13 protein-coding genes are annotated in these 13313 nt (G+C 46.2%); all 13 read right to left on the bottom strand.

Annotated elements, in window-relative coordinates:
• Positions 1 to 31: 31 nt before the first annotated feature.
• Positions 32 to 1111, bottom strand: coding sequence for a glycosyl hydrolase family 18 protein (locus V1467_RS04150; protein WP_416307543.1), 1080 nt, complete (start codon positions 1109 to 1111; stop codon positions 32 to 34).
• Between the two features lie 283 nt (positions 1112 to 1394).
• Complete coding sequence (gene nqrM, locus V1467_RS04145) at positions 1395 to 1628, bottom strand: (Na+)-NQR maturation NqrM (protein ID WP_416307542.1); 234 nt, start codon at positions 1626 to 1628, stop codon at positions 1395 to 1397.
• 71 nt (positions 1629 to 1699) lie between these two features.
• Positions 1700 to 2722, bottom strand: a complete 1023-nt coding sequence (locus tag V1467_RS04140) for an FAD:protein FMN transferase (RefSeq protein WP_416307541.1) — start codon at positions 2720 to 2722, stop codon at positions 1700 to 1702.
• Positions 2723 to 2816: 94 nt separating this feature from the next.
• Positions 2817 to 4046: an NADH:ubiquinone reductase (Na(+)-transporting) subunit F gene (nqrF, locus tag V1467_RS04135; protein WP_416307540.1), complete on the bottom strand. Its 1230-nt coding sequence runs from the start codon at positions 4044 to 4046 to the stop codon at positions 2817 to 2819.
• An 18-nt stretch (positions 4047 to 4064) separates the two neighbouring features.
• Positions 4065 to 4673 carry an NADH:ubiquinone reductase (Na(+)-transporting) subunit E gene (gene nqrE, locus V1467_RS04130; protein ID WP_416307539.1) on the bottom strand — a complete coding sequence of 203 codons (609 nt, stop codon included), beginning with the start codon at positions 4671 to 4673 and terminating at the stop codon, positions 4065 to 4067.
• A gap of 3 nt (positions 4674 to 4676) precedes the next feature.
• A complete protein-coding gene (locus V1467_RS04125) occupies positions 4677 to 5309 on the bottom strand; it encodes an NADH:ubiquinone reductase (Na(+)-transporting) subunit D (RefSeq protein WP_416307538.1) in 633 nt (210 codons plus the stop codon).
• Positions 5310 to 5313: 4 nt separating this feature from the next.
• The gene (locus tag V1467_RS04120; RefSeq protein ID WP_416307537.1) at positions 5314 to 6066 is read right to left on the bottom strand and encodes a Na(+)-translocating NADH-quinone reductase subunit C; all 753 of its coding nucleotides are present in this window, start codon (positions 6064 to 6066) and stop codon (positions 5314 to 5316) included.
• On the bottom strand, positions 6053 to 7261 hold the full coding sequence (locus V1467_RS04115) for an NADH:ubiquinone reductase (Na(+)-transporting) subunit B (protein ID WP_416307536.1): 1209 nt from the start codon (positions 7259 to 7261) through the stop codon (positions 6053 to 6055). The genes V1467_RS04120 and V1467_RS04115 overlap by 14 nt, the downstream gene beginning before the upstream one ends.
• 3 nt (positions 7262 to 7264) lie before the next feature.
• Positions 7265 to 8599 carry a Na(+)-translocating NADH-quinone reductase subunit A gene (locus tag V1467_RS04110; RefSeq protein ID WP_416307535.1) on the bottom strand — a complete coding sequence of 445 codons (1335 nt, stop codon included), beginning with the start codon at positions 8597 to 8599 and terminating at the stop codon, positions 7265 to 7267.
• A gap of 353 nt (positions 8600 to 8952) precedes the next feature.
• Complete coding sequence (gene fabV / locus V1467_RS04105; protein ID WP_416307534.1) at positions 8953 to 10155, bottom strand: enoyl-ACP reductase FabV; 1203 nt, start codon at positions 10153 to 10155, stop codon at positions 8953 to 8955.
• 106 nt (positions 10156 to 10261) lie between these two features.
• On the bottom strand, positions 10262 to 11362 hold the full coding sequence (locus V1467_RS04100) for a TRAP transporter substrate-binding protein (protein WP_416307533.1): 1101 nt from the start codon (positions 11360 to 11362) through the stop codon (positions 10262 to 10264).
• A gap of 25 nt (positions 11363 to 11387) precedes the next feature.
• Complete coding sequence (locus V1467_RS04095; RefSeq protein ID WP_416307532.1) at positions 11388 to 12761, bottom strand: TRAP transporter large permease; 1374 nt, start codon at positions 12759 to 12761, stop codon at positions 11388 to 11390.
• Positions 12761 to 13273: a TRAP transporter small permease subunit gene (locus V1467_RS04090; RefSeq protein WP_416307531.1), complete on the bottom strand. Its 513-nt coding sequence runs from the start codon at positions 13271 to 13273 to the stop codon at positions 12761 to 12763. The genes V1467_RS04095 and V1467_RS04090 overlap by 1 nt, the downstream gene beginning before the upstream one ends.
• Between the last annotated feature and the right edge of the window lie 40 nt (positions 13274 to 13313).

The following is a 13313-nucleotide window of genomic DNA, read 5'->3' as shown; positions in this document are numbered from 1 at the left end:
AATTTACATGAAGTTAACCTCATTCTCAACTTCAAAAAGTTGTACTTTCAGTTGCTGTGGATATTAAACGCTCGCTTGTATTGGAAGTTTGCGGAATCAGTTGTTGTTGTATTCCATTAAGCAAACTGTATTCACCCTGCGCATCATGGGATAACTCCCAGATCATGACCCCACTCCCCTGCTCCAGGGCCAAACGTGTTTTGGCTTGAATGGTTGCGAGGCTATTGAAAGTGATGTAATCGCATTGTGCGCATGCTTGCCCGATAACGTCTTGATTGATCACTTGCTGACCAAACTCAGTCAATAAATCCCTAAAGGAATAGTTCGCCTTAAACCGGCCAAAACCGTAGCCATAGAAAGGTACACCCAGTACTAACTGTTGTTGTGTTAGCCCCCTTGCTTTCCACAACTGAATATCTTTTTGTGATTGCGCAAAAGTGGCATGCTCACTGCCGGATTTGCCCCAACTGGGCCCAATGGAGTCGTAAGACATAATATTGACAAAATCGAAATAACCAATGGAACTGATCGGGATCATCCCCCCCTCATAGGATGCTGTAGCACTGGTCAGCAACTTTTGCTGCTGGACTAACGCATCAGACAATTGCCGAATAAAGGGGGTGTAATTGCCATCCTGATCAATATGGGTCAGCAGTACACCTTCCAGATCAACATCCAGACCATCCAGATTAAATTCATCAACTAAAGCGACAAGCTGGGTTACGATGCTATCTCTTGAATCTGGCTGTAACAGACGTCGCCAATCGCCAGTACAAGCAGGCAGAACACCGCCGCCTAACGACAGCAATACTTTCACCTTGTATTGATGAGCTTGCTCAATAACATATCGAATATCAGCACTTTGCACCGGCTGGCCATTTTGCTCTTTAGGCATGCAGCTAAAATGACCGGCTTGACGAAACTGCCCCGTACTATCCGGATTCAGAAAAGACAAGTTGATATGGGTCACTTTGTCCCAGGAGACATTGTCTGCAATAGTAACCAGATCTTTATAGACCGGAATATAACCCACTACTTTGGTTTCAGCTGATAAGCGAAAGGTGCTAAACAACACAACCAGTACCAGACAAATCGATGTCAATCGTCGCATTTTTATTTTCCTTTGTTTACCTGTGGATCAGTACTCAGTTAAGTTACTCAACAAACCAGCTGAACCGGAACCGGGTTTGTCAGATAGCGCATCGACTAAAGATGACAACGCTGTCATTGATGGCTAAATGTACAACAGAGTTGTCTTGATAACAACTGTTGAACCAAGCTGCAGATTTATCGCTGCGAAAACAGCGGAGAACACACTATATGATGGTGACAATGAATAGACGGGAAATGCGATCCAAAAGCCACACAGGTGGCTTTTGGTATCAACTTGTAAGTTAGATAATTTTATTTTGCTGCCATTGTTTCAGCTTTGCCTCTCTGGCCTGCTCTTTTTCCATTCTGGCTTTCTTGCGATCGCATGGTTCCGGACAGTCACAAGCTTTGGAAATGCCTAATGCTCCTAGGCCACCACAACTGCCTGCAATGGATTTTCTTTGCACGATATAACCTATCGCCATTGCCATCATTACGACCAGGAAAAACGCAAACGCCAGAAAAAAAGTACTCACAACAGCTCCAATCTACAACAACTTAAAATTTGAATGATTCAGTGGGACAGGCCACCCTTTAGCAGACAATATTAACGCAAATAAGGTTCAAATGCGGGAGTATTATAGGCTTTAAACTGTCCATTTTCGCGATTTATTAACAACACTGCCAAATTATGTTCCAACGCAAAAGCCTTACCTTTTTCGAACCCCATAACATTGATTGCCGTAGCGAATCCATCGGCGGTCATACAAGACGGATCCACTACCGTAACCGAAACCAGTTTATGTTGAATCGGCTTGCCGGTTTGTGGATCAATAGTATGTGAGTAGCGAATTCCGTCTTCTTCATAGTAATTACGATAATCACCTGAGGTCGCAATGCCGTTATCACCTATTGATATAATTTGCTGAACCGTCCTTTGCATAGATTCCGGTTTCTCAACCGCAACACGCCAGTCACTGCCATCCAGTTTATGCCCGGACAAACGCATTTCACCGCCAATTTCCACCAGATAGTTGCTAATTCCGTGGCGCTCCAATAATTGAGCAACAACATCCACACCGTAACCTTTGGCTATCGAAGACAGGTCCACATACAGATCCGTAATCGTTTTGGTTATCCCTTCATCGGTAAGTTGAATCTTCTCAACTCCGGTTTTTAACCGCGTTTTTTCAATCAATTCATCATCAGGAATAGTGTGTGGTCTGGCTTTGGGCCCGAATCCCCATAAATTAACTAACGGCCCTACAGTAATATCAAGCGCCCCGTCCGTCATGTGATAAAGGCGGATAGATTCTTCAACTACCGTTCTGGTAGCACTAGATAACGGAAAAACCTGATGGTCGGTGAGTTGATTAAAACGAGATAATTCAGAATCCGGCTGATAGGTAGACATAGCATGATTAACATCAACCAGTAACTGATCGATTTCTTGCTGCAGTTGTGTCTCGGTTAATTCAGTCTGCTCTGGGGCAACTAATTTGATGTGATAGGTCGTTCCCATCGTTTTGCCCTGCAGTGCCCACTGTGGCTCACTGGCAGGCTGGCAAGCAATCAACAATAAACTACATGCAATAACACATAAATAGCGATAAAAATAATTAGGATACATAGCATTCCTGTCATCAATTTTGCTACAAAAAAGGAGCCAAACGGCCCCTTTATAACTTTATATTCTGCTATCAGGGCTACCTGACAGAGGAATATTAACCGCCGAAATCATCCAGCAGGATATTTTCTTCTTCTACACCCAATTCTTTCAGCATATTAATTACCGCCGCGTTCATCATTGGCGGTCCACACATGTAGAACTCGCAATCTTCGGGAGCAGGGTGATCTTTGAGATAATTTTCCAGCAATACATTATGAATAAAGCCAGTGTAGCCATCCCAATTATCTTCAGCCTGGGGGTCGGATAACGCGACGTGCCAATTAAAGTTTTCATTCTCTTCTTGCAGCATATCGAAATCTTCCACATAGAACATTTCGCGTAACGAACGTGCTCCATACCAGAAGCTGATTTTACGATCGGTTTTTAAACGACGTAGCTGATCGAAGATATGTGAACGCATTGGCGCCATACCCGCTCCACCACCGATAAAGACCATCTCCGCCTGGGTATCTTTAGCGAAAAATTCACCGAATGGGCCAGATATAGTTACTTTGTCACCGGGCTTGAGGCTCCAGATAAAAGAGGACATCTTGCCGGCAGGCAAACTTAGATTATTCGGTGGCGGCGAAGCGATACGCACGTTCAACAAAATAATCCCTTCTTCTTCCGGATAGTTTGCCATCGAATAAGCTCGAATGGTGTCTTCATCTACCTTGGATTCAATATCGAAGAAGCCGAAGTGATTCCAGTCTTTACGATATTCTTCAGGTACATCGAAATCTTTATATTTGACATGGTGAGGTGGAGCTTCAATCTGGATAAAACCACCCGCACGGAAAGGTACGACTTCCCCTTCAGGAATTTTAAGTTTCAGCTCTTTGATAAAAGTGGCTTTGTTATCATTAGAAATAACTTCGCATTCCCACTTTTTGATGCCGAAAATTTCTTCCGGAAGTTCAATGTCCATATCCTGCTTAACCGCTACCTGACAAGATAAACGACAACCTTCTTTGGCATCACGTTTACTAATATGGTCAAGCTCGGTAGGTAATATCTCACCACCACCTGAATGGATATTCACCCGGCACTGACCACATGAACCACCACCACCACAGGCAGAAGAAACAAATATACCTGAATCGGCCAATGCACCTAATAACTTGCTACCTGGCTGCGCCGTAATGGCCTTGTCAGGATCACCGTTAATAGTGATATTCACATCACCCGATGGCACCAGTTTGGATTTGGCGAACATGATCACCATCACCAGCACCACAACAATGGCGATAAACATACCTACGCCAAGAAGAATCTCAATATTCATAACTGATCTGTTCCTCGCTTAAAGTGAAATGCCGGAGAATGACTGGAAGCCAAGCGCCATAAGACCGGCGGTAATAAATACCGAACCCAGTCCTCGAATCCCATCTGGCATATCCGCATATTTAAGTTTTTCACGCACGGCTGCCATTAAAGTAATTGCCAGCGCCCATCCCATACCACTGCCCATGCCATAAAACACACTTTCCACTGTGTTGTAGTCACGTTGAATGGCAAAAGCCACCCCACCAAAAATGGCGCAGTTAACGGTAATCAGCGGTAAGAAAATACCTAACGCGTTGTATAGCGACTGGAAGTATTTATCCAGCAACATTTCCAGGATCTGTACCAATGCCGCAATAACACCGATAAAAGTCAGGAAGTTCAGAAAGCTTAGATCGGTATCCGGTAATCCTGCCCACTCCAATGCGCCTGGAGCCAAAAACAGCGAGTAAATCACCTGGTTAGCCGGTACCGAGATGGTCAACACCACAATAACCGCAACGCCTAAGCCCATGGCGGTTTTTACTTTTTTGGACACTGCCAGAAAAGTACACATGCCCAGGAAGTAGGCTAACGCCATATTTTCGATAAAAATCGAGCGGACCAATAAATTCAGATAATGTTCCATTGATTACTCCTTCGCCTCGACCTGTTCTTTCTTGAATGTACGCATGACCCAAATAAAGCCGCCAATCAGGAAGAAAGAGCTAAATGGCAAGATCAACAAGCCGTTGGCCTGATACCAGCCACCGTTTTGAATTAATGGCAGAATTTCAAATCCCAGTAAGGTACCAAAACCGAACAGTTCTTTAATAATACCCACAACTACCAGTACAAAAGAATATCCCAGACCATTACCGATTCCGTCCAGGAAACTCATCAATGGTGGACTCTTCATCGCATAGGCTTCAGCTCGTCCCATTACGATACAGTTAGTAATAATCAAACCAACAAACACCGATAGCTGTTTGGATATCTCGTAGGAATAGGCTTTAAGAATTTGATCCACCACAATAACCAATGAAGCAATAATGGTCATCTGCACGATAATACGCACACTGGATGGAATTGCGTTACGGATAATAGAAATAAACAAGTTGGAGAACGCGGTAACCGAGGTGAGGGCTAATGCCATCACCAATGCAGTCTCAAGCTTGGTTGTTACGGCCAACGCTGAACAAACACCCAAGACCTGCAAGGCAATCGGGTTATTATCCAGAATCGGTCCGAACAGAACCTTTTTCATTTCTTTAGTATCAGCCATCAGATTAGCCTCTCTTAAGATTGTTCAGGAAGGGACCAAAGCCCTCTTTACCCAACCAGTAATCCAGCGTGTTTTGCACACCTTTACTGGTCAACGTTGCGCCCGATAACGCGTCAACCGCATAGGGGTTGTCAGAACCGGCATTCTTAGTGACCTTAATCGCCACCTCTCCGTCTTTAAACAGCTTTTTACCGTCCCACAGCGCTTTCCACTTGGGGTTTTGTACTTCACCGCCGAGCCCCGGAGTTTCTTTCTGATCGTAATAAACCAGTTCACGCACTGTATTGCCGTCATTATCAATCGCCAGGAATCCGTACATCATGTTCCATAAACCACTGCCGTTAACTGGCAAGATTATCCGCTGTGTATTACCCGCTTCATCTTTAACCAGATAAACGCTGGCAACATTGGCGCGGCGAATCAGGCTGGCCGTATCCGGCTGAGGTTTAACACTCTGCTCAGGATCGCGAGCGGCTTTATACATGTCATAACCGGCTGGCATATCAACATATTCACCGCTAGCTAAATCTACATAGCGTTCTTCGATGAATTGAGCGTAAGTAGCGGGGATATTACCTTTAGCTTCGGCAAGTAACCCTGCGGCTTCGAGAATATTAGTTTGTTTGTCTAACTTGGCGTTGTGTTCCTGTAATTCACGTAAACCGACGGCAGAGCCAGATACGATAATTGAACAAACCAGACATACTGCCAACACGACACCAAGCGTTTTACCCAGAGTTTCTTTATTCGCTGACACGAGCTACCCTCCGTTTGATGTTGCCTTGCGCGACAAAATAATCGAATAATGGGGCCCATAAGTTGGCAAATAAGATAGCCAACATCATACCTTCAGGGAAAGCCGGGTTAACCACACGAATCATCACACACATAAATCCGATTAAGGCTCCATAAGCCCACTTGCCTTTATTGGTAAATGATGCAGAGACCGGATCGGTCGCCATAAAGAACATACCAAAGGCAAAACCACCGGTCACCAGATGCCAGTACCAGGGCATGGCAAACATGGGGTTGGTATCGCTACCGAGCATATTCAATAGGCTAGCGAAAATTACCATGCCTAACATGACACCACCAACGATGCGCCAGGAGGCAATTCGTAAGTAAATAATAAACAGGCCACCAATCGCCAACGCTAAAGTAGACGTTTCACCTACAGAACCTTGGATGGCACCGTAAAATGCATTCCACCAATCAGCATTCATGCTCCAGTCGGTCACATGACCTAGTGCAGCTTGACCTAAGAAGGTTGCACCGGAAAATCCGTCTGCGGCGGTCCAGATGGCATCACCCGACATATAAGCCGGATAAGCAAAGTACAAGAAAGCACGACCAGATAATGCCGGGTTCAAGAAATTACGCCCGGTACCACCAAAGATCTCCTTGGCGATAACCACACCAAAAGTAATACCTAAGGCCACTTGCCATAAAGGAATTGTGGCTGGCAACGTCAGCGAAAACAACACCGAAGTAACAAAGAAACCTTCATTAACTTCGTGTTTACGTACAGAAGCAAACAGGACTTCCCAAAACCCGCCAACAATAAATGTCACGGCATAAATTGGAATATAAAAACAGGCGCCGTAGAAGAACAGGCCTAAACCACCCACGTCGGCACCTAATTGGCCACCCAACATAGTGAACAATACAGCCTGCCACATATCAGGCAACGTCGCCCCGGCAAGGATGGCATTATTGGCTTGAACACCAACATTATACATACCGTAAAACATCGCCGGGAATGTCGCCAACCACACCATAATCATGATGCGCTTCAGGTCAATGCTGTCTTTGACATGGGTGGTCGATTTATTCACTTTACCCGGTGTGTAGAAAATAGTCGCAGCCGCTTCGTACAAGGCATACCACTTTTCATAACGACCGCCCGGTTCAAAATCCGGCTCGATCTTTTCTAAGTAATCTTTCAAGCTCATGGATTACCCTTCCTTCTCAATCGTATTCAGGCATTCACGCAGAATAGGCGCATAGTTATATTTGCCGGGGCAAACATAAGTACATAACGCCAAATCTTCTTCGTCCAATTCCAGACAACCCAAAGTCTGCGCTCCATCAGTATCACCCGAGATCATATCTCTAAGTAATAGGGTAGGCAGAATGTCCAGCGGCATAACGCGTTCGTAATTGCCGATTGGCACCATAGAACGATCGGAACCGTTGGTGGTAGTCGTCATATTAAACAAACGTTTGGGGCTTAGATGGCCTAAATAGGCGCGTGTCACTGAATGCTGATCACTACCTGGACGTATCCAGCCCAAAAAGACTTTCTCGCGACCTTCAGCTAATACCGCAACCTGATTGTGATAACGGCCCAAATACCCGTGTACGCCGGCAGCATTATGTCCGTTTAGTACCGAACCAGAAATCACCCGAATATCAGTATCTGGTACGTCACCAGCAATGATTTGCTCGGTACTCGCACCAATCAGTGTTGTCACCAGACGAGGATTTTTCACTTGAGGCCCCGCCAAAGCAATCACCCGGCTAGTATCCAGCTCACCGGTTGTAAACAGATGACCAAAAGCGATGACATCTTGGTAACCAATATGCCAAACCTTTTTGGAGGCACCTACCGCATCCAGAAAATGGATATGAGTACCGACTAGACCTGCAGGATGGGGGCCTGCAAATTCATTGACTTCAACCGTGGCGGAACCTGTTGGTACGTCAGCCCCGGGTGCTTTGCTCACAAACAGCTTACCGTCTGTCAATTTTGACAGAACCTGCAAACCTTTAGCAAAGTCGTCTTTGCGCTGGGCAATAACAACAGTAGGATCAGCAGCCAACGGATTAGTATCCATTGCATTCACAAAAATAGAATGCGGTTTGCTACCCAAGGCAGGTATTTTACTGTAGGGACGGGTACGCAATGCGGTCCACAAACCGGATTCAACCAAGTTTTGCTCAACTTGTTGTGCGGTTAGTCCTTCCAGATTTGCTGCTTTGTCGAAAATAATTTGTTCATTACCTTCGATATCGATGACGACCGATTGTAAAACGCGCTTTTCACCACGATTTATCTCGGCCACAGTGCCACTGGCGGGTGCGGTAAACATAACGCCCGGGTTCTTTTTATCTTCAAAAAGAGCCTGACCTTTTTTTACTTTGTCCCCAACCTGGACGTGCATTGTGGGTCGCATCCCCACGTACTCTTCTCCCAACACAGCAACACGAGTGATCGCATTACCTGGTTGGATTTGTTGAATGGGCGCCCCCTGAATCGGGAGGTCCATGCCTTCTTTGATTTTTATCATATGCAATTGCACTACTCTAAAATTAAAAAAGTTTCGAATTCTGCTCAGACTGACAAAAGAGTGAACCTCTATCAGTGATTAAAATTTTACCAATATGCTCAAATAACCTTTGTCTAAGCAGGGAATTTTAGCATTAATGACTCAAACTTCGCCACGCAAATTGTTGTTTATGCGTTTTTTTTACGGGTTTAACGACTTTTTTACGCGTACACGTCAAATATTGCTCAAATCTGCAGCAATTATGTAAAACAACTGTTAACAGAACATGTTACTGAACAAATACTCAGCGTTGTCTCCATCAAAATGACAATAAAAAGCCGTCAAAAGACGGCCTAAATTTGTTTAGCTGAATGCTACAGTGTCACCACATCAAACTCGGCGACAGGATCAGCCTCGGCGTCGTAATCAACCGACTCCAGTCCAAAGCCGAATAATTTCAGGAACTCGTCCTTATAAAGCTGATAGTCGGTCTCGGTAAACAGGTTGTCGTCGTTAACTTGAGGCCATAAATCACGACATGCCTGCTGCACATCTTCGCGCAATTCCCAGTCATCCACCCGTAATCTATTATTTTCATCTGTCAATTTGGCCGGTTCGCAATCGTTATACAGGCGCTCGGCAAACAAACGATAAATCTGCTCCATACAACCTTCATGCAGGCCCTTTTCACGCATCACTTTAAATACCATCGACAAATACAGTGGCATTACCGGAATCGCCGACGACGCCTGAGTCACCACTGATTTGAGTACCGCCACATTGGCACCGCCGCCGGTATTCTTCAGCACCGCATCAATGGCATGCGCAGCGCGATCCAAATCTTCTTTGGCTTTGCCCAAAGCGCCATGCCAATAGATCGGCCAGGTAATATCCGAACCGATATAGGAATAAGCGACACTGCGAGCACCGTCGGCCAATACCCCGGCATCAGCCAACGCCTGCATCCACAATTCCCAGTCCTGACCGCCCATAACAGTGACGGTGTCAGCGACTTCTTCTGCGCTCGCAGGTTCAATTTCAGCGTTGATAATAGTGTCACGATTAGTGTCAATTGCGGTGGAACGATAGGGTTCACCAATAGGTTTGAGCACCGAACGCACGACTTCTCCGGTGTCGGGTAATTTACGCACCGGTGACGCCAGCGAATAAACCACCATATCGATCTGGCCTAAATCAGCCTTGATCAACTCAATCACTTTTTCACGCGCCAGGTCCGAAAATGCATCACCATTGATACTCTTGGCATACAGCCCTTTTTCTTTGGCAGCCTTGTCAAACGCAGCGGAATTATACCACCCCGCCGTGCCGGTTTTCTTGTCGCTGCCCGGCTTCTCAAAAAACACACCGATAGTGGCAGCATCACAACCAAAAGCGGCCGCTATTCTCGACGCCAGGCCATAGCCACTGGATGCACCTATGACTAACACGCGCTTGGGACCGTTTTTAATCGCCCCTTTAGCTTCGGTTAGTGCAATCTGATCCTTGACGTTTTGCGCACAGCCCACAGGATGAGTGGTGGTGCAAATGAAACCGCGAATTTTCGGCTTAATAATCATCTAGCAATTCCCCATAAAAAATTGCGCCCATTGTATAGGCGCAATCTAATTAAACAACTCTGAACAGCTAAATAACCTATCAATAGAGGCTCGATATAGCGGCTATCTAACGGTTTTTATAATACTCGAACTCTGAAATTTTATGGTAGGCCGCGACCTTTTTCTGAAACTCCGAGTACGACTGGTACACTTTAGCGAATAACGGATCTGTCGCGGCATGTTCTTGCATCACCTCTAATGACGCCGTTTTAAGTTTTTCAACCACCTCTGGCGGGAAGGGACGCATATCGACATGGTGTTTGTTAATCAGGGTTTGCATCGCCTCATTATTACGCGCGGTATATTCATCCAGCATATCCTGATTTACGGCTTGAGTGGCCACTTCGATAATCGCTTTTAAATCATCTGGCAAACTGTTAAAGGCCTTTTGATTAACCGTAAACTCCAGTGCTGCACCGGGTTCATGCCAACCGGTGTAATAGTAGTAGTCCGCCGCTTTATACAAACCAAAAGCCAAATCATTGTAGGGGCCGACCCATTCGGTCGCGTCAATTGCCCCGGTTTGCAAAGAAGTAAATAATTCGCCACCGGTGAGCGCTACCGGCACCCCGCCGACTTTTTTAAGCACTTCGCCCCCCAAGCCGGGAATACGCATTTTCAAGCCTTGCAGATCGTCAATACTGTTTATCGGCTTTTTAAACCAGCCAGCCAGTTGCACGCCGGTATTGCCACCAGGGAACGGGATAACGCCAAAGGGTTTGTAGACTTCACGCCACAATTCCAATCCGCCGCCATAGTAAAACCAGCCGTTCATTTCGGTAGCGTTCATACCAAAGGGAATAGCGGTAAACATTTGTGCGGCTGGCACCTTGCCTTTCCAGTAATAAGCGGCGGCATGCCCCATTTCAGCCGTTCCTTGCGAGACTGCGTCAAACACCTCAAAACCCGGCACGATTTCTCCGGCACCATACACTTTAATTTTCAAGCGACCGTTAGACATGCGCTCTACATGCTTGGCAAAGGTTTCCGGCGCCCGCCCCAGACCGGGAAAGTTTTTTGGCCAGGAGGTGACCAGTTTCCACTCGAAGTGTTGCTGCGTTGCGGGCACAGTCGATGACAGCCGGGTTTGCGAATCACCACAGCTTTGCAGAAAAAAACAGCTTAACAGCATTATGCCAAGGGATTTGAATATCGATAATTTCATCATCACTCTACTTAATTTCTGAATGAGTTTAACTGGCTAACATATCGGGCAACCAGGTAATCAGTTGCGGCCAGATGGCCAAGGCTACCAGTAATAATAACTGAATAATAATAAAGGGGATCACACCCCGGTAAATTGATACGGTCGTCACCGAGGCGGGCGCTACGCCACGCAGATAAAATAACGCAAAACCGAAGGGGGGCGTCAAAAACGAAGTTTGCAGGTTTATCGCAATCATAATTCCCAACCAGATCGGATCAATCCCCATTGTCAGCAATACGGGCGCCACCAGCGGCACCACCACAAAAGTAATCTCGATAAAATCGAGAATAAACCCCAGCATAAAAATGACTAACATCACCAGTAAAATGGCAGCAAACTTTCCGCCTGGCAGACTGGTAAAAATGTCTTCAATCACCTGCTCGCCACCAAAACCGCGAAAAATCAGCGAAAACAGCGCGGCACCGATCAGAATCAGAAAAACCATCGACGTCACCGTCAAGGTGGACAACATGATTTCGCGTAATTTGGTGAGACACAGCTGCTTTTGCAACAAGGCAATAACCAGTGCACCGCTAGCACCGACTCCGGCCGCTTCAGTCGGCGTGGCAAATCCGGTCAATATGGCGCCAAGTACCAGAAACATTAACACCAACGGAGGTAACAGGGCTTTGAACAGCTTGGTCTTGGAGGGATAAGTCTTTTTATCTGTTGCCGACAAGGCCGGTATTTTCTGTTTATCAAACACTACCACAGCCAATACATACAAAATGTACCCTGCTACCAGCATCAATCCGGGCACAATGGCCCCCACAAACAAATCACCTACCGACACCGAGTCAGGCGAAAAAATTCCCATATCAAGTTGCGCTTGCTGGTAAGCACTGGATAACACATCACCCAGTAACACTAATGCAATAGACGGCGGAATAATCTGTCCCAAGGTGCCGGTGGCACAAATCGAACCGGCAGCAAAACTGGGGGCATAACCTTGCTTTAACATTGCTGGCAACGACATGAGCCCCATCGTCACCACCGTCGCTCCCACAATCCCGGTACTGGCCGCCAGCAACATGCCCACCAGAATAACCGAGATCGCCATCCCGCCACGAAATCGGCCAAACAGCTGTGCCATAGCAGCTAACAATTTCTCGGCAATGCAGGATTTTTCCAGCGTTACGCCCATAAACACAAACAAAGGTACTGCAAGCAGGGTTTGATTAGTGATAATGCCGTATAAGCGATTCGGCAAGGCGTGGATGTAGGCCTCGTCAAAAGTGCCTGTCAGTAATCCAACTCCGGCAAAGAGTAACGCAGTACCCGCTAGCGAATAGGCGACCGGATACCCTAGCAATAGCACCAGACAAACCAGCCCGAACATAACTAGCGATAAATATTCCATTATTTACGCTCTCCGGCAGCCGCTAACACCAGCGTACTTTTGATGATTTCGGCAATTCCCTGCAAGGATAAACTACCGGCAAATAACAAAATAAATGTTTTAAGGATAAACACCAGCGGCAACCCGCCAGCTTCCTGAGAACCTTCCAGCAAACCCCAGGAATTGCCAACATATTCCCAGCTAATCAGCAGAATAAAAATATTTACTGGCATCAACAACAGCAAACTTCCCAACAGGTTGGTTAGCGCTTTGCCACGCTCGGAAAACTTGCGATAGAACACATCAACCCGTACATGTTGATCAACTTGCAAGGTATAGGCAGCACCGAGCATAAATACTGCAGCATGCAGATACATCACCGACTCCTGCATGGCGATCCAGCCCATGTTAAACCCGTAGCGCAAAATCACAATCAACAGGGTTAGCAACACCATGATTAATGTAAACCAACTGATAATCTGACTAAGGCGAGTGTGGAACTGATCGATAAATTTTTGAATTTGCACCAACATGCTATGCAAGCGATTCCGGCAGAAGATAACTAAATGAAAT

Source organism: Neptunicella plasticusilytica (assembly GCF_047922965.1).
GTDB lineage: Bacteria > Pseudomonadota > Gammaproteobacteria > Enterobacterales > Alteromonadaceae > Neptunicella > Neptunicella plasticusilytica.
The sequence above is the reverse complement of the archived record's forward strand: the minus strand, read 5'-3'. Positions and strand labels throughout refer to the sequence as shown.

Bases quoted from the DNA above. Each gene is read 5' to 3' on its own strand.
- V1467_RS04140 (WP_416307541.1), bottom strand. From the start codon at position 2,722: ATGTATCCTAATTATTTTTATCGCTATTTATGTGTTATTGCATGTAGT.
- V1467_RS04125 (WP_416307538.1), bottom strand. From the start codon at position 5,309: ATGGCTGATACTAAAGAAATGAAAAAGGTTCTGTTCGGACCGATTCTG.
- V1467_RS04110 (WP_416307535.1), bottom strand. From the start codon at position 8,599: ATGATAAAAATCAAAGAAGGCATGGACCTCCCGATTCAGGGGGCGCCC.
- V1467_RS04095 (WP_416307532.1), bottom strand. From the start codon at position 12,761: ATGGAATATTTATCGCTAGTTATGTTCGGGCTGGTTTGTCTGGTGCTA.
- nqrE (WP_416307539.1), bottom strand. From the start codon at position 4,673: ATGGAACATTATCTGAATTTATTGGTCCGCTCGATTTTTATCGAAAAT.
- V1467_RS04090 (WP_416307531.1), bottom strand. From the start codon at position 13,273: ATGTTGGTGCAAATTCAAAAATTTATCGATCAGTTCCACACTCGCCTT.
- fabV (WP_416307534.1), bottom strand. From the start codon at position 10,155: ATGATTATTAAGCCGAAAATTCGCGGTTTCATTTGCACCACCACTCAT.
- V1467_RS04150 (WP_416307543.1), bottom strand. From the start codon at position 1,111: ATGCGACGATTGACATCGATTTGTCTGGTACTGGTTGTGTTGTTTAGC.
- nqrF (WP_416307540.1), bottom strand. From the start codon at position 4,046: ATGAATATTGAGATTCTTCTTGGCGTAGGTATGTTTATCGCCATTGTT.
- V1467_RS04115 (WP_416307536.1), bottom strand. From the start codon at position 7,261: ATGAGCTTGAAAGATTACTTAGAAAAGATCGAGCCGGATTTTGAACCG.
- V1467_RS04100 (WP_416307533.1), bottom strand. From the start codon at position 11,362: ATGATGAAATTATCGATATTCAAATCCCTTGGCATAATGCTGTTAAGC.